This is a genomic window from Variovorax sp. UC122_21, from assembly GCF_044056785.1.
In the GTDB taxonomy this organism is placed as follows: domain Bacteria; phylum Pseudomonadota; class Gammaproteobacteria; order Burkholderiales; family Burkholderiaceae_C; genus Variovorax.
The window spans coordinates 5,479,525-5,500,698 of the sequence record NZ_CP172004.1; the positions used below are offsets into that span (position 1 = coordinate 5,479,525).

Genomic DNA, 21,174 nt, shown 5'->3' on the forward strand with positions numbered 1-21,174 from the left:
TTTAACCTAGAGGCAGTTTATGTGCCTTCTTCCAAATCCACGCCCGGTTCCTAACATGGCCCGAGGTGCTCCCCAGCGCCGTACCTGCCGCCCATCGAAGAACCCATGAAGCTCTACTACATCCCCGGCGCCTGCTCGCTCTCGCCCCACATCGTGCTGAACGAACTCGGCCTCGACTTCGACCTCGTCAAGGTCGACCACAAGACCCACAGGACGCAGGACGGCCGCGACTTCCGCGAACTCAGCCCCTTCGGCTATGTCCCGCTGCTCGAGCTCGACGACGGCACGTTGCTGCGCGAAGGCCCCGCCATCGTTCAGTACCTGGCCGACCTGAAGCCGGCGTCGCGCCTCGCGCCGGAGAACGGCAGCCTCGAGCGCTATCGCCTGCAGGAGTGGTTGAGCTTCCTGACCTCGGAAATCCACAAGGGCTTCATTCCCCTGCTTTATGCCGTGCTCGCCGGAAAGTACGGCGTCGAGACCGCGAAGCCCAAGCTCGAGCAGCGCTATGCCTGGATCGACGCGCAGCTTGCCGGCCGCGACTACCTGATGGGCGATGGCTTCACGGCCGCCGACGCCTACCTCTATGCGCTGACCCAATGGGGCCAGGCCGCGTGGCTCGCGTCCGTCTACAGGGCCGACATCCATTTCGATGGGCTGGACAACCTGCGGGACTGGTATCGACGCGTGCGGGCGCGGCCCGCGGTTCGCAAGGCGCTCGATGTCGAAGGGCTCAGGTAGGACGGCGCCATCGTGGCGTCGTCACGCACCGGTCAACGCCGCTTGGCACACACGTTCTCGAACACGATCCCGCTCACCGTCGTCGGCCCGCCCACCGCCTTCCATTCGCTGCGCCGGCTCAGGTCGATGTCGTGCGCTTCGAGCGGCCCGTTGTGGCTCACGACGCGGCGCATCCTCTCGCGCGCGCCCTTGCAGTCGTAGTCGTAGAGGTAGCGCGAGGTGCGGAACGGTGTCTTGCCGACATCGGTCTGCAGTTCGTCGTAGCGGTAGAGCGTCCAGGCCTCGACGGCATCGCCGTGCGGCCGGATCGAATCGCGTTGCAGCAGCACCTTCTTGCGCGGGGTGGACGCGATCTCGGTCCAGTTCTCGGCGGCTTGCGCCGGCATCAGCGTCATCAAAGCAGCCGCCGTGCAGAGCGCCGCGGCGCGGTATCTGGATGGATGGACGCCCATTCTTTTCACCTCCGTGCGAATACGGCAACAGCGAGAGATGGTCGCATGAAAGCCCCGACGGCAAGGAGTTCGGCGCCATGAAAAAAGGGCCACGCCGTCGCCGGCATGGCCCTCGTCATTCGTCGCAAGGCGCAGCGCTCAGTGCTGCAGGATCTTGTTGAGGAAGTCCTTGGTGCGCGGCTGGCGGTTCTCGGGCTGGCCGAAGAACTCGTCCTTGGTGCAGTCCTCGAGGATGCGGCCGCCGACGTCGATGAAGATCACGCGGCTCGCGACCTTGCGGGCGAAGCCCATTTCGTGCGTGACCACCATCATGGTCATGCCTTCCTTGGCCAGGCTCACCATCACGTCGAGCACTTCGCCGACCATCTCGGGGTCGAGCGCCGAGGTGGGTTCGTCGAACAGCATCACGATCGGGTCCATGCTCAGCGCGCGGGCGATCGCCACGCGCTGCTGCTGGCCGCCCGAGAGCTGGCCCGGGAACTTGTCCTTGTGCGCCATCAGGCCCACGCGGTCGAGCATCTTGAGGCCGCGGGTCTTGGCCTCGTCGGGCGTGCGGCCCAGCACCTTGATCTGCGCGATCGTGAGGTTCTCGGTCACCGACAGGTGCGGGAACAGCTCGAAGTGCTGGAACACCATGCCGACCTTGGAACGCAGCTTCGGCAGGTTGGTCTTGGGGTCGTGCAGCGGGATGCCGTTGACGGTGATCTCGCCCTTCTGGAAGGGTTCGAGCGCGTTCACGGTCTTGATGAGCGTGGACTTGCCCGAGCCCGAAGGGCCGCAGACCACGACCACGTCGCCCTTGGCGATGCTGACCGAGCAGTCGTTGAGCACCTGCACGGGGCCGTACCACTTGGAGACGTTCTTGATTTCGATCATTTTTTCGGACATTTCTTTCTCTCCGGTTCAGTGCTCTGTCAGCGGATGATGGCGATTTTCTTGTGCAGGCGCTTCACCAGGTACGACAGCGCATAGCACATCACGAAGTACACGACCGCGGCGAGCAGGTAGGCCTCGATCGGGCGGCCGAAGTTCTTGCCCGCGGTCTCGAAGCCCTTGAGCATGTCGTAGGCGCCGATGGCGTAGACCAGCGAGGTGTCCTGGAACAGGATGATGGTCTGCGTGAGCAGCACCGGCAGCATGTTGCGGAAGGCCTGCGGCAGCACCACGAGGCGCATGTTCTGGCCGTAGGTCATGCCCACCGCCTGGCCCGCGTTCACCTGGCCGCGCGGGATCGACTGGATGCCCGCGCGCATGATCTCGCTGAAGTAGGCGGCCTCGAACGCGACGAAGGTGATCACGGCCGAGATCTCGGAACGGTAGTTGGAACCCACCGAGCCGAACAGCGAATAGAACGACGCCGGCACCAGCAGGAAGAACCACAGGATCACCATCACCAGCGGGATGCTGCGCATGCCGTTGACGTAGAGCGCCGCGGGCGCATCGAGCCACTTCTTGCCCGACAGGCGCATGAGCGCGAGGATCGTGCCGAAGATCACGCCGCCGATCGTGGCCACCACCGTCAGCATGATGCTGAAGTAGAAGCCCTTGACGACGAAGTTGCTGATGACGTCCCAGTTGTAGAAGGACAGGTCGAGATTCATCATGTCAGTGTCCTCCGCCGCCGCTGGCCGAGACGATGAAGCCCGGCACGCGGGTCTTCTTCTCGATGAAGGCCATGAGCCGGTTGATCGCCAGGGCCGACACCACGTAGCACGCCGTCACCGCGAGGTAGACCTCGATGCCGCGCGAGGTTTCTTCCTGCGCCTGCATGGCGAACATGGTGAGTTCGGTGACCGACACGGCGAACGCGACCGACGAGTTCTTGAAGATGTTCATCGTCTCGCTCGTGAGCGGCGGGATGATGATGCGATAGGCCATGGGCAGGATCACGTAGCGGTAGTACTGCGTCGTGGTGAAGCCCACCGCCATGCCCGCGTAGCGCTGGCCCTTGGGCAGCGCCTGGATGCCCGAGCGCACCTGCTCGGCGATACGCGCCGAGGTGAAGAAGCCCAGCGCCAGCACCACCAGGATGAAGCTAGGCACGCCCTTCATGACCGGCACCAGCGCCGGAATGACGTGGTACCAGAGGAAGATCTGCACCAGCAGCGGGATGTTGCGGAACAGCTCGACCCAGGCATTGCCCAGGCGCACCAGCCACGGGTTGTCGGGCAGGGTGCGGACGATGCCGACCAGCGAACCCAATACCAACGCGACGATCAACGCCAACAGTGCCACGGACACCGTCCAGCCCCAGGCCGACAGCATCCATTGCAGATAGGTCGGATATTCCCCCCCGGGGTCCTGCAGGAAGACCTGCCAATCCCAGTTGCCCATTTTTCTTACTCCTTCGCCTTCTTCCGAAAATCAGTCCCTGAAAAGAAACGCCCACCGCGAAAGGTGGGCGTCATTCACGCAGCGACGCGACGCTTATTCCTTGGTCACGTACTCTTCAGCGGGCTTGTCGTTCGGGTTGGCCCATGCGTTCTTCGTGGCTTCGCCCAGCGGCAGGTTGATGGTGACGTTTGCCGGGGGGATCGGCTTCAGGAACCACTTGTCGTAGAGCTTGGCGAGTTCGCCCGACTTGGCCTGGGCCTTGATGCTGTCGTCCACGGCCTTCTTGAAGGCGGGGTCGTCCTTGCGGATCATGATGGCGATGGGCTCGACGGCGAGCACGTCGTTCAGGATCTTGTAGTCCTTCGGCGACTTCGACTTGGCGGCCAGCGCGGCCAGGATCGAGCCGTCCATCACGAAGGCGTCGGCACGGCCGGTCTCGAGCAGCAGGAAGCTGTCGGAGTGGTCCTTGCCGTAGACCTCCTTGAAGGTCAGGTTCTCGGCGCGCTTTTGCTTGCGCACGGTCTGCAGCGGCGTGGTGCCGGTGGTGGTGGCGACGGTCTTGTCCTTCAGGTCGGCCAGCGAGTTGATGCCCGAGTTCGCCTTCACGACGATCTTGGTTTCCTCGACGTAGGTGGTCACGCCGAAGGCCACGTCCTTCTGGCGCGTGGCGTTGTTGGTGGTGGAGCCGCACTCGATGTCGACGGTGCCGTTCTGCACCAGCGGGATGCGGTTTTGCGAGGTCACGGGCTGGTACTTGACTTCGAGCTTCTTGCCGGCGGCCTTCTCGAGGTCCTTGATGATGTTGGCGCAGACGTCGTAGTGGAAGCCGGTGTATTGGCCGTTGCCCAGCGTGTACGACAGACCCGAGGATTCACGCACACCTTCGGTGATGACGCCCGATGCCTTGATCTTGGCCAGCGTGTCATTGGCCTGCGCCATCGCGCCGCCGGCGGTCAGCGCCGCGATTGCCAATGCCAGTACTTGCTTTTTCATACGGAAAACTCCTGAGGGTGACGGAAATGAGAGATACAACGAAATTCTAGACAGGATGTCTCGGGGGAATACCCGGACCAACCCGGTGCATTTTCCCCGAGCCGCGCACCGGGCGGGCGCATAAGGCGCCTGGCTGGTGCGGACACTGGAATTGGCATTGTCCGGCTTTCACAAAGCAGCCTTTGTGCCCGACGGTTCCGCGGCCAGCGGCACCGGCACGGACAGCCGCACGGGCTGGGTCAGGTTCTCGGGAACCAGCAGCGCGTCCATCTCGTCGCGCGTCATGATGCCCAGCGATTCGGCGACCAGGTCGATCGGTCCGCCCGTGGCCAGCGCGGTCTTGGCGATCAGCGCGGCCTTCTCGTAGCCGATCAGCGGATTGAGCGCGGTGACCAGCGTGACCGACTCGCGCACCCGCTTGGCGAGGAACTCGCGGTTGGCCTCGATGCCGTCGACGCAGTTCAGCTGCAGCGTGTTGCAGGCGTTGCCCAGGTGCTTGATGCTCTTGAACAGGCTCCAGCCCATGATCGGCTCGAAGGCGTTGAGCTGCAGCTGGCCGGCTTCGGACGCCATGGTCACGGTGATGTCGTTGCCGATCACCTCGAAGGCCACCTGGTTCATCACCTCCGGGATCACCGGGTTGACCTTGCCCGGCATGATCGACGAGCCGGCCTGCCGCGCGGGCAGCCGGATCTCGCCGAAGCCCGCCTGCGGGCCGCTCGAGAGCAGGCGCAGGTCGTTGCAGGTCTTGCTGAGCTTGGTGGCCACGCGCTTGAGCACGCCCGACAGCTGCACGAAGGCGCCGGTGTCCTGCGTGGCCTCGATCAGGTTGGCGGCCTGCTTGAGCGGCACGCCGGTCTGCTCGGCCAGGTACTGGCAGGCGAGGTTGGCATAGCCGTGCGGCGCGTTGATGCCGGTGCCGATGGCGGTGGCGCCGAGGTTGATCTCCTCGATCAGCGCGCGCGCCTCGCCGAGGCGGGCCTCGTCCTCGCCGATCATGATGGCGTAGGTCAGGAACTCCTGGCCCAGGGTCATCGGCACCGCGTCCTGCAGCTGGGTGCGGCCGATCTTGAGCACGTCCTTGAACTCGAGCGCCTTGGCCTCGAAGCTGCGGCGCAGCGCCGCCATGGCCTCGAGCAGCTTGCCGATCGCGAACCACAGCGCCAGCCGAACAGCGGTCGGATAGACGTCGTTGGTGCTCTGCGAGGCGTTGACGTGGTCGTTGGGATGCAGCACGTCGTAGCGGCCCTTCTCGTGGCCGAGCTTCTCGAGCGCGAGGTTGCAGATGACCTCGTTGGCGTTCATGTTGGTCGAGGTGCCGGCGCCGCCCTGGATCACGTCGACCACGAACTCGTCGAGCAGCTTGCCCTCGATCAGGTCGTCGCAGGCCAGGATGATCGCGGCCGCGCGGTCGCGGTCGATCGCGCCGAGGTCGGCATTGGCGCGCGTGGCCGCCTTCTTCACGAAGGCCAGCGCACGCACCAGGTCGGGCATGGCCGACACGCGGGTGCCGGAGATCGCGAAGTTCTCGACCGCCCGGGCCGTGTGCACGCCCCAGTAGGCCACGGCGGGAATCTGCTTCTCGCCGAGGAAGTCGTGTTCGGTTCTGAAGTTGGAGCCCATACCCACCTCTCGGCTGAAAAAAAGCACGCGAGAACGCGTGCCATGGATTTGCGGTCGCTCGACCCGCGGCCGAAAAACTGCCCGGACTGTAGGGGCGTCATGGCACGGACGCCAATGCTGTTTACGGGAACACTTATGCCTGACTTTTATAGATTGTGCAGTGCACAAACCCGTCGCCAAAGGCTATACCCAAACGCCCGGCCCGACCAGCGGCGCGCCCCCTACGAGGCCCCGGAATCAGCGCGGCGGCTGGGTGCCGACGAGGTACGACCACAGCGCGTCGGCCGAGCTCTTGGGCTGCAGCGACTCGAGCCCGGCGGCCTTGGCCGCGGCCCGGCCGCCCGCGCGCGGCTGCAGCGGCGCCTGCGGGCGCTCGCGGTAGGCGCGGATCTCCATCGTGGCCTCGAGCCGGTCGATCTCGGGCGGCAGCGCGCTCACCAGCTTGCGCATGCGCACCTCCTTGCGCACCGCGCTCTGTGGCAGGAAGGCGATGCCATGGCCCTCGAGCGCCATCACCTTCAGGCCCTCGGCCATGTCGGTCTCGTACACCCGGTCGAGGTGGATCGCGGTGCCCGATTCCTTGAGCAGCTGGTCGACCACGCGCCCCAGGTAGGCGCCCGGCGCATAGCCCAGGTAGGGCAGCGGCTGGCCGGCGCGGCCCGGCAGCCGGTAGCGCGGCGCGCCCTCGGCGTCGGCCTTGACCCAGGGCGCCACGGTCTCCTCGCCCAGGCTCACCATCTCGTACTTGTTGGCGTCGAGCTGCAACGGCTGCGAGGGATGGTGGTAGGCGATCAGCAGGTCGCAGCTGCCCTCGACCAGCCGCAGCACGGCGTCGTGCACGTTGAGCGCGATCAGCCGGCTCTTGATCGGGCCGAAGTGCTCGCGCAGGCTGGTGACCCACGAGGGGAAGAAGGTGAAGGCCAGCGTGTGCGGGATCGCGAACTCGATCACGTCCTGCCCGGCGGCCGAATGGCCGCGCAGCATGGCGCGCGTGCTCTGCAGCGCCTGCAGCATCTCGATGGCCTGGCTGTAGAGCGTCTGGCCCGCGGGCGTGAGCCGCGTGGGATAGGAGCTGCGATCGACGAGGTCGGTGCCGGCCCAGCCCTCCAGCGCCTGGATGCGGCGCGAGAACGCCGGCTGGGTCACGTGCCGCAACTGGGCGGAGCGGCTGAAGCTGCGCGTCTCGGCCAGGCTGATGAAGTCTTCGAGCCACTTGGTTTCCATGGCGGGCGATTATGTGCCGCCGCGCGCGAAGCCGCGGCCGGCGGCGCTCGGGGACAACCCGCGCCCGGCTGCCACATACTGGCGGCTCGCCCTTCCCTCCCTCCATGCCATGCCCACCGACGACTTCCTCGACCTCAGCGCCACCGAGCTTTCCCGTCGTATCGCCGATCGCGGCCTCTCGTGCCGCGAGCTCATGCGAGCCACGCTCGCGCGCATCGACGCCCTGAACCCGCGCTTCAACGCCATCGTCTCGCTGCGGGACCCCGCGGCGCTGCTGGCCGAGGCCGACCAGCGCGACGCCGAGCTGGCGCGCGGCGAGCGCCGCGGCTGGATGCACGGCTTTCCGCTCGCGGTGAAGGACCTGAGCCACGCGGCCGGCCTGCCGACCTCGAAGGGCTCGCCCTTGCCGCCGCGCACGCCCGCGCGCACCGACAGCCTGCACGTGGCCCGCATGCGCGCGGCCGGCGCGATCGTCATCGGCAAGACCAACACGCCCGAGTTCGGCCTCGGCTCGCACACCTACAACACGGTGTTCGGCACCACGCGCAACGCCTACGCGCCCGAGCGCAGCGCGGGCGGCAGCAGCGGCGGCGCGGCCGTGGCCCTGGCGCTCGGCATGCTGCCGGTGGCCGACGGCAGCGACATGATGGGTTCGCTGCGCAACCCGGCGGCCTTCAACAACGTGATCGGCATGCGGCCCTCGCGCGGGCGCGTGCCCGGCGACCCCGACGAGGAGCTGTTCTTCCAGCAGCTCGGTTGCGAAGGCCCGATGGCGCGCACGGTGGAGGACACCGCGCGGCTGCTCTCGGTGCAGGCCGGCTTCGACGGCCGGGTGCCGCTGTCGTCGCCGCATGCCCTGCCCGCGCCCGACGACTTGCGGATCGAGGGCGAGGTGCGCGGCCTGCGCATCGGCTGGCTCGGCAGCATCTGGAACGACCTGCCGCTGGAGCCCGGCGTGCTCGCGCTCGGCGAGAGCGCGCTCGCCACCTTCCGCGCGCTGGGCTGCGAGGTCGAGCCCTGCACCCTCGACGTGCCGCGCGCCCACAACTGGAGCGCCTGGCTGCGCCTGCGCCAGCTGCTGGTGGGCGGCAAGCTCGGTGCCTACATGAACACGCCCGCGCTGGTCGAGCAGCTCAAGCCCGAGGCGCGCTGGGAGATCGAGCAGAGCCGGCACCTCGACGCCGCCTCGCTGTTCCAGGCCTCGGTGTGGCGCTCGAACGTCTACCGCGCGTTCCTGTCGCTGTTCGAGCGCTTCGACTTCGTGCTGGCGCCGACCGCGCAGGTCTTCCCCTTCGACGCCGAGCTGCACTGGCCCGCGCAGGTGGCCGGCGTGCCGAGCGACACCTACCACCGCTGGATGGAGATCGTCACGCCATTCACGCTGGCGGGCCTGCCCACGCTCAACGTGCGCGCGGGCTTCGGCGAGGCGGGCCTGCCGATGGGGCTGCAGCTCGCGGGGCCGATCCATGCGGACCTCGAGGTGCTGCGGCTCGGGCATGCGTACGACGAGGCCTGCGGGTGGGGCGACCGCAAGCCGCCCGTGCTGGCCTGACTCCCTCCCCCGCTGGGGGAGGGCTGGGGTGGGGGCACGCGGCGCATCCAGCGCTGCTGACGGATCGATCGCCCGGTGCCCCCATCCCGGCCTTCCCCCAGAGGGGGAAGGAGGAACAGCCGCTCAGACCGGCGTGAGCACGCCGCGTCCCGCGAAGTGCCCCTCGGCATTCGCGATGAAATGGTCCACCGACTTCTGCGTCGCCTCGGGCGACCAGCCCGCCAGGTGCGGCGTCAGCAGCACGTTGTCGAGGCCGATCAGCTGTTGCGGCGGCTTCGGTTCGCTCTCGTAGACGTCGAGCGCCGCGCCCGCGATGCGGTTCTCACGCAGCGCTGCGGCCAGCGCCTCGGTGTCGACCACGCTGCCACGGCCGATGTTCACCAGGTAACCCCGGGGGCCGATCGCGTCGAGCACCTCGGCATTCACCAGGTGGCGCGTGGCGGCGCCGCCGGGCGCGGCCAGCATCAGCACGTCGGCCCAGCTCGCCAGCGACTTGAGGCCGCCGAAGTAGCGGTGCGGCGAACCCTCGCGCGGCGAACGGTTGTGATAGCCGATCTCCATGTCGAAGCCCGCCGCGCGCTTGGCGATCTTCTGGCCGATGGTGCCCAGGCCGAGGATGCCGAGCTTCTTGCCCGACACGTTCGGCGGTTGCGGGATCGACTCGCGCCACACGCCTTCGCGGCACTGGCGGTCGAGGGTGCGGAAGCCGCGCACGATGGCGATCAGCAGGCCGAAGGCATGGTCGGCCACGCAGTCGTCGTTGGTGCCGGCGCCGTTGGCGGTGACGATGCCGCGCGCGCGGGTCACCTCCAGCGGCACGCCCTCGAAGCCCGCGCCCAGGCAGCAGATCAGCTCGACCTTGGGCATGGCCTCGATCTCCGCGGGCGTGATGCCGATCACGCCGATCGTCAGCACCGCGCGGAATTCATGGCCGCGCGCGGCGATCGCGGCCGCGCGGGCTTCGTCGCCCGGCGCATAAGCCACGTCGTAGACCTCGGCAATCTGGGCCTGGTGGGCGCTCGAGAGGCTGTTGAGCACCAGCAGGGGAATCTTGGTCGACACGTCTGAACTCCTGGAGTCTTCGGAAAAAACAAAAAAGCAATGATCGGGCTAGAGCAGCGGCGCCGCCTCGCTCTTCTGCAAAGCCCACATCTGCGCATAGCGGCCCTGCTTCGCGAGCAGCTCGCCATGGGTGCCGCGCTCGACGATCACGCCGGCCTCGAGCACCAGGATCTCGTGCGCGTCGACCACGGTCGACAGGCGGTGCGCGATCACCAGCGTGGTCTTGTCCTGCGCCGCGCTCTTGAGCTCGGACTGGATCGCGCGTTCGTTGGCCGAGTCGAGCGCCGACGTGGCCTCGTCGAAGATCACGATCGGCGGGTTCTTCAGCAGCGTGCGCGCGATCGCCACGCGCTGCTTCTCGCCGCCCGACAGCTTCAGGCCGCGCTCGCCCACCGTGGTCGCGTAGCCCTGCGGCGTGGCGGCGATGAAGTCGTGGATGCGCGCCGCGCGGGCCGCTTCCTCGACCTCCGCGCGCGTGGCGCCCGGACGGCCGTAGGCGATGTTGTATTCGACCGTGTCGTTGAACAGCACCGTGTCCTGCGGCACGATGCCGATCGCGCGGCGCACGCTGGCCTGCTGCACCGCACGGATGTCCTCGCCGCCGATGGTGATGCGGCCCTGCTGCACGTCGTAGAAGCGGTAGAGCAGCCGCGCGAGCGTCGACTTGCCCGAGCCCGAGGGCCCGACCACCGCCACCGTCTTGCCCGCGGGGATCTCGAAGCTCACGTGCCTGAGGATCGGCCGCGCGGCCTCGTAGGCGAAGCTCACGTCCTCGAAGCGCACCGTGGCGTCGGCACCGGCCAGCGGCTGGGCATCGGGCGCGTCGCGCACCTCGCGCTCCTTCTCCATCAGCACGAACATCTTGTCGAGGTCGGTCAGGCTCTGCTTGATCTCGCGGTAGATCACGCCCAGGAAGTTGAGCGGGATGTAGAGCTGGATCATGAAGGCGTTGACCATCACCAGGTCGCCCAGGGTCATGCGGCCCTCGACCACGCCCGAGGTGGCGCGCCACAGCATCAGCACCAGGCTGACCGCGATCAGCGCCTGCTGGCCCGCGTTGAGCATGCTCAGCGTGCGCTGGCTGGTGATCGCGGCCTTGCGGTAGCGGTCGAGGCTGGCGTCGTAGCGCTTCGCCTCGAAGGCCTCGTTGTTGAAGTACTTGACGGTCTCGTAGTTCAGCAGCGAATCGACCGCGCGGCTCTGCGCCAGCGAGTCGAGCTCGTTCATGGTCTTGCGGAACTGGGTGCGCCACTCGGTCACGGTGACCGTGAAGCCGATGTAGAGCACCAGCGCCGCCAGCGTGATCCAGACGAACAGCGCATCGAACTTCACGCCCAGGATGGCGAGCACCAGCACTAGTTCGATGATGGTCGGCACGATGCTGTAGAGCGACATCGAGATCAGCGAATGCACGCCGCGCGTGCCGCGCTCGATGTCGCGCGTCATGCCGCCGGTCTGGCGCTCGAGATGGAAGCGCAGGCTCAGCGAATGCAGGTGGCCGAACACCTCGAGCGCGATGCGGCGCGCCGCGCCCTCGGTGGCCTTGGCGAAGATCAGCTCGCGCAGCTCGTTGAACAGCGAGGTGCTGAAGCGCAGCAGCCCGTAGGCCACCAGCAGCGCGATCGGCACCACGAGCAGCGCCTGCGCCATATCGGGCTTGGGCGTCATGGTGTCGACCAGGTTCTTCAGCAGCAGCGGCACGCCGACGTTGGCCACCTTGGCCGCCACCATGAAGCCCAGCGCGAACAGCACGCGCCACTTGTAGTCCCACAGGTAGGGAAAGAGACGCCGCAGCGTGGCCCAGTCGGAGCGGTCGGCGCGCGCGAGCGCGTGGCCGCCGGCGTGCGGTGGGGAGGAGGTGGGGGTGGGGAAGGCTTCGCCGGCGCGGCGCATGAGGGACAATCGTGGTCGTTTTTCTGCCCTGATTGTTGCCCATGTCCGATTCCCCCAGTGCCGACGCCGCCGCCACCCTGAAGAGCCTGCCCACCGACATGGAGCTGGTGCTCAAGGTGATCCCGATGCCGGCGGACTGCAATGCCAACGGCGACATCTTCGGCGGCTGGGTCATGGCCCAGTGCGACCTGGCCGGCTCGGTGATCCCGGCGCGCTACGCCAAGGGGCGCCAGGCCACGGTGGCGGTCAACGAATTCATCTTCAAGCAGCCGGTGCGCATCGGCGACATCCTGTCCTTCTATTCGAAGCTGGTGCGCATCGGCCGCACCTCGATCACCGTGACCGTGGAGGTCTTCGCCGAGCGCTTCCGGGCCCAGGGCGAGTACATCAAGGTGACGCAGGCCACCTTCACCTACGTAGCGATCGACGACAGCGGGCGGCCGCGGGCGATCGAGCAGCCGGCGGCTTGATTCGAATCAGCGGTTCGCACAGGGAAAACCGTTCACGCTGAGCCTGTCGAAGCGCCGCGCGAGGCTTCGATCCTTCGACAAGCTCAGGACGGGCCAAGCTCAGCCCGAACGGTCGTGGTTTTTCACAGCGCCGGATCGCGCACCTTCTCGAAGCGCTCGAACTCCCGGTTGATCCAGCGCCCGTCGCGGCGCTCGGTGCGACGGATGTAGACCGTCTGCACGATGTCGCGCGTGTAGGCGTCGATCTCGATCGGGCCGCGCGGGCTCTCGAGCCTGAGGCCGCGGAAGGCATCGATCAGCTTCTCGGGACTGCCGCCGCCGCGCATCAGCGGCGAGGCCATCGCGAGGTCGAGCGCCGCGAAGGCATCGTGCCGCGGCCACCGCGAAATAGCCGGGCCGCAGGTGCGAGCCGTACTCGGCCTCGAAGGCCGCGACGAAGCGGCGGTTCTCGGGCGACTCGTGCGCGTACGAGTAGTGGTGGCTGGTGACCAGCCCCTCGGCCAGCTCGCCGATGTTCTGCAGGTAGTGGTCGTCGGTGGCGTCGCCGGTCGACAGCAGCCGGATGCCGGTGTCGGCCATGCCGCGGTCGCGCCAGGCGCGCAGGAAGCCGGCCGGCATCTGGCCCGAGGGCAGGAAGAAGAACACCGCCTGCGGCTTGAGCTCGCGCAGCCGCAGCATGTAGGCCGTGTAGTCCTGCGTGGCCAGCGGCACGCGCAGCATCGCGCCGACGTTGCCGCCGCCGGCCGTGATGCCCGAGACGAAGGCGGTCTCGGCATCGACGCCCGAGGCGTAGTCGGCGGTCACGGTGCAGACCTCGCGCAGCCCCTCCTTGAGCGCCCAGCGCGCCAGCGGCAGCGTGACCTGCGCGATGGTGAAGGACACGCGCACCGTGTAGGGCGAGCGCGCGGTGATGCCCGAGGAGGCGGCGTTCATGACCACCGTCGGCACCTTGGCCTGCGTGGCGATGGCCGCCACCGCGTAGGCGTTGGAGCTGAAGTGCAGGCCGGTCAGCAGGTCGACGCGCTCGTTCTCCACCAGGTCGAGCGCGAGACGGCGCGCCATGTCGGGCGCGCTGACGGGCACGTCGCGCCGCAGCAGCTCGACCGGGCGGCCCGCGATCTGCTGGTTGTGCGCGGCCAGCCAGACCGCCATGCCGGCATCGAACTGACGCCCGCCGCCCACGTAGGCGCCCGACCAGGGACCGATGACGCCGATGCGCAGCGGCCGCACGCGCGCGAGCACCACCGAGGGCGCCGCGAGGGTGGCGCCGAGCAGGCCCAGCGCCTGCCTGCGCGTCGTGGGGAATGCTACCTTTTTAGTAGCATCGAACGACCGCTGGCTGCGGGCTGCTGGCGTGTGTGACGAGAGGACTGGCACGCGGACCAGTGTACGCGCGCGCCCCCGGCTGGAGGGCCCCGGCGGCCTGTGGAAAGCCCGTAGAACGCAGGTTGTAGGTAAGGACCCGCGCCGTGCTCAGAGCTTCGAGAAATCCGGCTTGCGCTTCTCCATGAACGCACCGAAGGCCTCGCGCGCCGCGGGCTCGCGCAGCATGCGGCCGAAGCTCGCGCCCTCCTCGTCCATGCGCTCGATGACCGCGGGCAGCTGCGCCTTCTTGAGCAGCCGCTTGGTCTCGACCAGCGCGCTCAGCGGCTTGGCCGCGAGCTTGCGCGCCTGGGTCTGGGCGATGGCATTGGCCTCGGTCGGCGGCACCACGCGGTTGACCAGGCCGACCTCGAGCGCGGCCTCGGCCATGAAGGGTTCGCCCAGCAGCAGCGCCTCGGCCGCACGGTGATAGCCGAGCATCTGCGGCACCAGCAGGCTCGAGGCCGCCTCGGGGCACAGGCCGAGGTTGACGAAGGGCATCGAGAAGGCCGCGTTGTCGCCCGCGTAGACCAGGTCGCAATGGAACAGCATCGTGGTGCCGATGCCCACGGCCGGGCCGCAGACGGCCGCGACGATCGGCTTCGGGAAGGTCGCGATGCCGCGCAGGAAGCGGAACACCGGCGAGTCCTTGCCCGCGGGCGGCGCATTGAGGAAGTCGCCGATGTCGTTGCCGGCGCTGAAGATGGTCGGGTCGCCCTGGATCAGCACGCAGCGCACGGCCGCGTCGCCCTCGGCCTTGGCCAGTGCATCGGCCAGCTCGGCGTACATGGCGCTGGTGATCGAGTTCTTCTTGTCGACGCGGTTGAAGGTGATGGTCATCACGCCGGCTTCGGCGTGGACGAGGATGTCGCTCATGGCTGGTGTCCTGTGGAAAGAAGAAAGAGGGAAGGGATCAGGCGGCCAGTGCTTCGCGCACGAAGTCGAGCCGGTCCTGGCCCCAGAACATGTCGCTGCCCACGAACATGGTGGGCGCGCCGAACACGCCGCGCGCCACGGCCTCCTGCGTGACGGCCTTCAGGCGGTCCTTGACCTCCTGCTGGCCCGCGGCCGCGAGCAGCGCCGCGGGATCGAAGCCCGCCGCCTGCAGCACCGCACCCACCTCGGCCGGATCGTTGAGGTTGCGCGGCTCGACCCACATCGCGTGGTAGATCGCATCGACGTAGGCATCGAAGCGCGCCGGCTGCTGCAGCTGGATGGCGGTGGCACCGCGCATCAGCAGCAGCGTGTTGATCGGGAAGTGCGGGTTGTGCACGAAGGGCACGCCGTAGCGCTTCGCGAAGCGCTGCAGGTCGGTCGTCATGTACGGGCCCTTGGGCGCGATCTCGGCCGGCGAGTGGTTGCCCGTGGCCTGGAACACGCCGCCCAGCAGCATCGGTTTCCAGACCAGCTCGGCGCCGGTGTCGGCGCACACGTGGGGCAGCTGGGTCGCGGCGAGGTAGGCGGCGGGGCTGCCGAAATCGAAATAGAACTCGACGGTCTTCGTCATGCGGCGTTGTCTCCTGGGTGGGCTGGATTCTCTCCGGGCGGCCGCGGGCCTTGCGAAACCGGAGGCTATTCCTTGTAGTAGACGATCTGGTTCGAGGTCGCGAGCAGCACGCCGGCCTTGCTCCACAACTGTGCGGTCTGGTCGAAGAAGCCGTTGAAGAACTGCTGCCCCGTCGCCTGCCCGAGCAGGAAGCCGGTGCCGACCTCGGCCAGCTGCGCCGCGTCGGCGTGGAAGTAGGTGGTGATCGACACGGTGCCGGCCGGCACGTGCTTCGCGCGGCGCAGCCAGATGCGCGGATAGAACACATCGCTCATCGCCGCGAGCGAAGGCAGGTCGAGCGGCCGCGGCTGCGCGTCGCGCACCCAGATGCGGGTCTCGCTGCGCTGCAGGCTGCCGTCCCACTGCGGGGGGATGCCGCCGCTGAACGGGCGCATCTCGTACTGCTGCACCCAGGCCACGCCGGCCGGGCCGATGCGGATCGGCTCGACCGCCTCGGGCTTCGGCACCTCTGGCATGGCGAGGTCGCTCCGGCCCCAGGTCTCGCGGCGCGCGGCCGTCACCACGGTGGCGGTGGTCGTCATGTTCGGCGCGCCGCTCGCGCCGGGCTGCGTGATCTGCACGGTCCAGTGCTGGGTCGAGCGGTTGGTGCGCACCGCGGTCGCCTGCACGTCGAAGGCACCGGCCTCGAGCGCGGCCGCGTAGTTCACGGTCAGCGCGATCGGCGTGCCCAGCAGGTCCGGATGCCGCAGCACCGCCTGCAGCGCGACCGCCGCGGTGGTGCCGCCGAAGGGACCGACCATGTTCCAGTAGTCGGGGCTGGTGGTGCCGGTGAAACGGCCCGCGCGCAGGTCGCTGTGCTCCAGCGCGATGGCCTTGTCGAAGGGATGGGAGGTGCTCGTGCTCATGGCCGCAGTGTGCTCCGGCGCGCGGCCTCAGGCAGTCGTGTGCGGGACGCCCGCGGCCGGCGCTGTCAACGCGCCCAGCCGATGCAGCTTGTCGACCGTGGCGGGCCACAGGCTCTGGCTGAACTGCTCGCGGAAGAAGCCGAAGTGGCCGATGCGCCGCGCCTGCACGTCGGCCGGCGCGATGCGTTCGATGGCGCGCGGCGCCTGGTCGTAGAAGCTCACCAGGCTGTGCGTGCCGGCCAGCGTCATCAGCTCGTCGTCGGTCATCGACAGCGCGAGCACCGGGAAGCGCACGCGGCTGTAGCTCTTCTGCGCCAGCTCGCCCTCCGCGCCCACGCTGTAGCGCGGGTTCAGGCACCAGCGCCGCCATTGCAGGATCACGCCGCGCGGCAGGTCGCCCACCTTTCGGAGCCTGCGGCCCGGGAAGTAGCCGCACAGCCGCGTGACCAGCGGCACCAGCACGAACCAGAAGTAGAGGATGCTGCGCTTGAGCCGCGGTGCGTTCTCGCGCCAGTAGCCGCTGCCGGCCGCGATGCTCACCAGGCCGTCGACCTGCTCGGGCCGTTGCAGGAAGCCCGGCAGCTGCGCGCCGAGGCTGTGGCCCAGCAGGTAGAGCGGCTGCGCGGGCAGCGCGGCCTTGGCGGCGTCGATGACGGCCTCGTAGTCGCGCGCCCAGTCGAACAGGTCGGCCTCGAAGCCGCGCAGCGAGGCGGCGCCGCGCGAGTCGCCAGAGCCGCGGTAGTCGAAGGTCCAGACGCGCAGCCCCTGGCCCGCGAGCCAGCGTGCGAAGGCTTCGTAGAAGGACTGGCGCACGCCCATGGCGCCGCCGATCACGATGCTGGCGCGCGGCGCGCCCGCGGGTTCGTAGCGGCGCACCGCCAGTTGCTGCGCGCCACCGTCGACCGGAAGCTGCTGCTGCGTCTGTTCCATCACTGTCCTGTCTCCTGGTTGCACCGGCACTCGTCGCGTTGCCTGGCGCGTGATCGATCAGACGCGCTCGAAGATGCCGGCGGCGCCCTGCCCCATGCCCACGCACATCGTGACCATGCCGTACTTGAGCTTCTCGCGCTGCAGCGCATGCACCACCGTGGCCGAGCGGATCGCGCCGGTCGCGCCCAACGGATGGCCCAGCGCGATCGCGCCGCCCATCGGGTTGACCTTCGACGGGTCGAGCCCCAGCGTGTCGATGACCGCGAGCGACTGGGCCGCGAAGGCTTCGTTGAGCTCGATCCAGTCGATGTCCTGCTGGCTCAGGCCGGCATAGCGCAGCGCCGCGGGAATCGCCTCGATCGGACCGATGCCCATGATGTGCGGCGGCACGCCCTTGCTCGCGAAGCTCACGAAGCGCGCCAGCGGCGTCAGGCCGAACTGCTTGACCGCCTTCTCGCTCGCCAGGATCAGCGCACCCGCGCCGTCGGAGGTCTGCGAGCTGTTGCCGGCCGTGACCGTGCCGCGCGCGGCGAACACGGTGCGCAGCTTGGCGAGGCCTTCGATCGAGGTGTCGGGGCGCGCGCCTTCGTCGAGGTTCACGGTGCGCGTGGTCGCGATCGCTTCGCCGCTCTCGAGGTCGGGCGCGCGGTCGGTCACCTCGATCGGCGTGATTTCGTCCGCGAACTTGCCGGCCTTCTGCGCGGCCAGCGCCTTCTGGTGCGAGGCCAGCGCGAATTCGTCCTGGGCCTGGCGGCTCACCTTCCACTGCTGCGCGACCTTCTCGGCCGTCAGGCCCATGCCGTAGGCGATGCCCACGTCGCCATCGCGCTCGAAGATGGACGGCGACAGCGAGGGCGAGTTGCCGATCATCGGCACCATGCTCATGCTCTCGACGCCGGCCGCGATCATCACGTCGGCCTCGCCGACACGGATGCGGTCGGCCGCCATCTGCACCGCCGACAGGCCCGAGGCGCAGAAGCGGTTGACCGTGATGCCGCCGACGCTGGTCGGCAGGCCCGCGAGCACCGCGCCGATGCGCGCGACGTTCAGGCCCTGCTGCGCCTCGGGGATCGCGCAGCCGCAGATGATGTCCTCGATGGCCTTCGGATCGAGGCCGGGCACTGCCGCCAGCGCGGCCTTCAGCGTGGTCGCGAGCAGGTCGTCGGGGCGGTGGTTGCGGAAGTAGCCGCGGTGGGACTTGCCGATGGGGGTGCGGGTGGCGGCGACGATGTAGGCGTCTTGGACTTGTTTCATGGAAGGCTCCTGGATTGGACTCCTTCCCCCTCTGGGGGAAGGTCGGGATGGGGGCACGCGGCCGTCAACTCGGCAAGTCGGTCGACGATCGCCTGCAGCACCCCTTCAAGATTGACGAATGGATCGTTCGATCCGAAACGCAGCACATCGAATCCCTGGGCACGCAGGAAGGCGTCGCGCCGAGCGTCGTAGTCTGCTTGCGCCTGATGCTGCGATCCGTCGAGTTCGACGATCAACTTCGGATCGAGGCATGCGAAGTCGGCGATGTAGCTGCCGAGCGGATGCTGCCGGCGGAACTTCACGCCCAATTGCTCGCTGCGCAGGCCGCTCCAGAGCTTGCGCTCCGAGTCGGTCATCTCGCGCCTCAGGGCGCGGGCGTTCCGCTGTGCATTGGGAGAGGATTGGTTCTGCATGGGCTGCTTGCCCCCATCCCGGCCTTCCCCCAGAGGGGGAAGGAGGAAGAGGGGTCCGCATCAATTCCGCACCGGCTTCCCCGTGCTCAGCATCCCCATGATCCGCTCCTGCGTCTTGGGATGCACGATCAGCGAGCAGAACGCCTTGCGTTCCAGCGCCATCAGGTATTCCTCGGTCACGAGCGAGCCCGCGTCCACGTCGCCGCCGGTGACCACGTTCGCGATCAGGCTCGCGATGTGGAAGTCGTGCGCGCTGATGAAGCCGCCGTCGCGCATGTTCACGAGCTGGCCCTTGATCGTCGCGGCGCCGCTGCGGCCCGCCACGCGGAAGCTGCGGCGCAGCGGCGGACGATAGCCGGCGTCGGCCATGGCCTTGGCCTGCTGCAGCGCCACGTAGAGCAGCTCGTCCTTGTTCGGCACGATCACGTCGCTGTCGAGCAGGTAGCCGAGCTTCCTCGAATCGAGCGCGCCGGTGCCCACCTTGGCCATCGCGGCGGCCGTGAAGCCCTCGGTGAGGAAGGGCAGCAGGTCGGTGCCGGTCGAGGCCGAGGCGTTCTCGGCCGCGCGGCGCGCGATGTAGGTCAGGCCGCCGGCGCCGGGGATCAGGCCCACGCCGACCTCGACCAGGCCGATGTAGCTTTCCATCGCCGCCACGCGCTTCGACGAGTACACGGCGAGTTCGCAGCCACCGCCCAGCGCCAGGCCGCGCACGGCCGAGACCACCGGCATGTTGGCATAGCGGATCTTGAGCATCACGTTCTGCAGCTCTTCCTCCGCACCCTCGACCGCGCCGATGCCCGCGACCACGAAGGCCGGCAGCATCGCCTGCAGGTCGGCGCCGACCGAGAACATCTCGTCGGGCGACCAGATCACCAGGCCCTTGTATTCGGCCTCGGCCAGGTCGACCGCGGCGCCGAGCGCCTCGGCCACGTCGGGGCTGATGGCGTGCATCTTCGAATGGATGCTCGCGATCAGCACCTCGCCGTCGAGCGTCCACACGCGCACGTCGCCTTCGTCGCTGATCGTGGTGCCGGCCGTGTTGGCATCGGCCGCGTTCGCGCCGAGCACGCTCTCGGGGAACAGCTGGCGGTCGTGCACCGGCAGCTTGCGCTGCGGCACGAACTTGTTCTGCGAGGCGCTCCACGAGCCTTCGGGCGTGTGCACGGCGCCGGCCTCGGCCACCGGGCCCTCGAACACCCACTTGGGCAGCGGCGCGCTGCTCAGCGCCTTGCCGGCGTCGATGTCTTCCTGCACCCACTTCGCGACCTGCGCCCAGCCAGCCTCCTGCCAGAGCTCGAACGGGCCCTGCTTCATGCCGAAGCCCCAGCGCATCGCGAAGTCGATGTCGCGCGCGCTCTCGGCGATGTCGCCCAGATGCACGGCCGCGTAGTGGAAGCCGTCGCGCAGGATCGCCCAGAGGAACTGGCCCTGCGGCCCTTCGCTCTCGCGCAGCAGCTTCAGGCGTTCGCCCGCGGGCTTCTTGAGCATGCGGCCGTAGACCTCGTCGGCCTTGGCGCCGGCGGGCACGTAGTCGCCGCTCTGGAGGTCGAAGCGCAGGATGTCGCGGCCCACCTTCTTGAAGAAGCCGGCCTTGGTCTTCTGGCCCAGGTTCTTCAGTTCCAGCAGCTTGGCGAGCACCGGCGGCGTCGCGAAGTTGGCGTAGAAGGGATCGGTCTCGGCGTTCAGGTTGTCCTGCAGCGTCTTCACCACGTGGGCCATGGTGTCCAGGCCCACCACGTCGGCGGTGCGGAAGGTGCCCGAGCTCGCGCGGCCCAGCTTCTTGCCCGTGAGGTCGTCCACCACGTCGGGCGTGAGGCCGAATTTCTCGACTTCCTTGAGCGTCGCCAGCATGCCGGCGATGCCCACGCGGTTGGCGATGAAGTTGGGCGTGTCGTGCGCGCGCACCACGCCCTTGCCGAGCGTGCTGGTGACGAAGGCCTCGAGGTCGTCGAGCACCTGCGGCTGCGTGGTGGGCGTGTTGATCAGTTCCACCAGGAACATGTAGCGCGGCGGATTGAAGAAGTGGATGCCGCAGAAGCGCGGCTTCAGTGCTTCGGGGAGCGCTTCACTGAGCTTGGTGATCGACAGGCCCGAGGTGTTCGAGGCCAGGATCGCGTGCTTGGCGACGTGCGGCGCGATCTTCTTGTAGAGATCGAGCTTCCAGTCCATGCGCTCGGCGATCGCCTCGATCACCAGGTCGCACTCGCCGAGCAGGTCGAGGTTGTCGTCGTAGTTGGCCTGTTCGATCAGACCCGCATCGGCCACGTCGCCCAGCGGCGCGGGCTTGAGCTTCTTGAGGTTGTCGATGGCGCGCGTGACGATGCCGTTCTTCGGGCCTTCCTTGGCCGCCAGGTCGAACAGCACCACCGGCACGCGCACGTTGACGAGGTGGGCTGCGATCTGCGCGCCCATCACGCCGGCGCCGAGCACGGCGACCTTCTTCACTTGAAATCGGGACATGT

19 protein-coding genes and 1 pseudogene are annotated in these 21,174 nt (G+C 68.2%); 3 read left to right on the forward strand and 17 right to left on the reverse strand.

What is annotated here, in order from left to right; translation table 11 throughout:
- The first annotated feature begins 105 nt into the window (after positions 1–105).
- Positions 106–738, forward strand: coding sequence for a glutathione transferase GstA (gene gstA / locus ACHMXE_RS38545; RefSeq protein WP_395348944.1), 633 nt, complete (start codon positions 106–108; stop codon positions 736–738).
- 32 nt (positions 739–770) lie between these two features.
- On the opposite strand, the gene ACHMXE_RS38550 is transcribed toward gstA, so the two are convergent.
- From ACHMXE_RS38550 to ACHMXE_RS38580, 7 genes are all read right to left on the reverse strand, one after another.
- The gene (locus ACHMXE_RS38550) at positions 771–1,133 is read right to left on the reverse strand and encodes a surface-adhesin E family protein (RefSeq protein ID WP_395348945.1); all 363 of its coding nucleotides are present in this window, start codon (positions 1,131–1,133) and stop codon (positions 771–773) included.
- 195 nt (positions 1,134–1,328) lie between these two features.
- Positions 1,329–2,066, reverse strand: a complete 738-nt coding sequence (locus ACHMXE_RS38555; RefSeq protein WP_057590997.1) for an amino acid ABC transporter ATP-binding protein — start codon at positions 2,064–2,066, stop codon at positions 1,329–1,331.
- A 38-nt stretch (positions 2,067–2,104) separates the two neighbouring features.
- On the reverse strand, positions 2,105–2,794 hold the full coding sequence (locus ACHMXE_RS38560) for an amino acid ABC transporter permease (RefSeq protein ID WP_203204302.1): 690 nt from the start codon (positions 2,792–2,794) through the stop codon (positions 2,105–2,107).
- A gap of 1 nt (position 2,795) precedes the next feature.
- Positions 2,796–3,524, reverse strand: a complete 729-nt coding sequence (locus ACHMXE_RS38565; protein WP_209542507.1) for an amino acid ABC transporter permease — start codon at positions 3,522–3,524, stop codon at positions 2,796–2,798.
- A gap of 93 nt (positions 3,525–3,617) precedes the next feature.
- Complete coding sequence (locus ACHMXE_RS38570) at positions 3,618–4,517, reverse strand: amino acid ABC transporter substrate-binding protein (RefSeq protein ID WP_203204300.1); 900 nt, start codon at positions 4,515–4,517, stop codon at positions 3,618–3,620.
- A 168-nt stretch (positions 4,518–4,685) separates the two neighbouring features.
- A complete protein-coding gene (locus ACHMXE_RS38575; protein ID WP_395348946.1) occupies positions 4,686–6,140 on the reverse strand; it encodes an aspartate ammonia-lyase in 1,455 nt (484 codons plus the stop codon).
- A gap of 237 nt (positions 6,141–6,377) precedes the next feature.
- Positions 6,378–7,364: a LysR substrate-binding domain-containing protein gene (locus ACHMXE_RS38580; protein ID WP_203204298.1), complete on the reverse strand. Its 987-nt coding sequence runs from the start codon at positions 7,362–7,364 to the stop codon at positions 6,378–6,380.
- Between the two features lie 109 nt (positions 7,365–7,473).
- On the opposite strand from ACHMXE_RS38580, the gene ACHMXE_RS38585 reads away from it, so the two are divergent.
- On the forward strand, positions 7,474–8,916 hold the full coding sequence (locus ACHMXE_RS38585) for an amidase (RefSeq protein ID WP_395348947.1): 1,443 nt from the start codon (positions 7,474–7,476) through the stop codon (positions 8,914–8,916).
- Between the two features lie 123 nt (positions 8,917–9,039).
- Here ACHMXE_RS38585 and ACHMXE_RS38590 read toward each other — a convergent pair whose 3' ends face one another.
- Positions 9,040–9,978 carry a 2-hydroxyacid dehydrogenase gene (locus ACHMXE_RS38590; protein WP_395348948.1) on the reverse strand — a complete coding sequence of 313 codons (939 nt, stop codon included), beginning with the start codon at positions 9,976–9,978 and terminating at the stop codon, positions 9,040–9,042.
- A gap of 48 nt (positions 9,979–10,026) precedes the next feature.
- Positions 10,027–11,871 carry an ABCB family ABC transporter ATP-binding protein/permease gene (locus ACHMXE_RS38595; RefSeq protein WP_395348949.1) on the reverse strand — a complete coding sequence of 615 codons (1,845 nt, stop codon included), beginning with the start codon at positions 11,869–11,871 and terminating at the stop codon, positions 10,027–10,029.
- Between the two features lie 41 nt (positions 11,872–11,912).
- On the opposite strand from ACHMXE_RS38595, the gene ACHMXE_RS38600 reads away from it, so the two are divergent.
- Entirely contained in the window at positions 11,913–12,341 is a 429-nt protein-coding gene (locus tag ACHMXE_RS38600) for an acyl-CoA thioesterase (protein WP_057590974.1), read from the forward strand.
- Positions 12,342–12,463: 122 nt separating this feature from the next.
- Here the strand turns inward: ACHMXE_RS38600 and ACHMXE_RS38605 are convergent.
- The 8 genes and pseudogenes from ACHMXE_RS38605 to ACHMXE_RS38640 form a co-directional block, all read right to left on the reverse strand.
- A pseudogene (locus ACHMXE_RS38605) lies at positions 12,464–13,571 on the reverse strand (ABC transporter substrate-binding protein).
- Positions 13,572–13,814: 243 nt separating this feature from the next.
- Positions 13,815–14,579 (reverse strand): enoyl-CoA hydratase, encoded by a 765-nt coding sequence (locus ACHMXE_RS38610; protein ID WP_208509310.1) that lies wholly within the window; start codon positions 14,577–14,579, stop codon positions 13,815–13,817.
- A 37-nt stretch (positions 14,580–14,616) separates the two neighbouring features.
- The gene (locus ACHMXE_RS38615) at positions 14,617–15,210 is read right to left on the reverse strand and encodes a 2-hydroxychromene-2-carboxylate isomerase (RefSeq protein WP_395348950.1); all 594 of its coding nucleotides are present in this window, start codon (positions 15,208–15,210) and stop codon (positions 14,617–14,619) included.
- 65 nt (positions 15,211–15,275) lie between these two features.
- Complete coding sequence (locus ACHMXE_RS38620; RefSeq protein ID WP_395348951.1) at positions 15,276–16,115, reverse strand: acyl-CoA thioesterase; 840 nt, start codon at positions 16,113–16,115, stop codon at positions 15,276–15,278.
- A gap of 27 nt (positions 16,116–16,142) precedes the next feature.
- Positions 16,143–17,045: an alpha/beta fold hydrolase gene (locus ACHMXE_RS38625; protein WP_395348952.1), complete on the reverse strand. Its 903-nt coding sequence runs from the start codon at positions 17,043–17,045 to the stop codon at positions 16,143–16,145.
- A gap of 57 nt (positions 17,046–17,102) precedes the next feature.
- The gene (locus ACHMXE_RS38630; RefSeq protein ID WP_395348953.1) at positions 17,103–18,299 is read right to left on the reverse strand and encodes an acetyl-CoA C-acyltransferase; all 1,197 of its coding nucleotides are present in this window, start codon (positions 18,297–18,299) and stop codon (positions 17,103–17,105) included.
- Positions 18,296–18,712, reverse strand: a complete 417-nt coding sequence (locus tag ACHMXE_RS38635) for an endonuclease domain-containing protein (protein ID WP_395348954.1) — start codon at positions 18,710–18,712, stop codon at positions 18,296–18,298. The genes ACHMXE_RS38630 and ACHMXE_RS38635 overlap by 4 nt, the downstream gene beginning before the upstream one ends.
- Positions 18,713–18,772: 60 nt before the next feature.
- Positions 18,773–21,172, reverse strand: a complete 2,400-nt coding sequence (locus tag ACHMXE_RS38640; RefSeq protein WP_395348955.1) for a 3-hydroxyacyl-CoA dehydrogenase/enoyl-CoA hydratase family protein — start codon at positions 21,170–21,172, stop codon at positions 18,773–18,775.
- Positions 21,173–21,174: the final 2 nt, after the last annotated feature.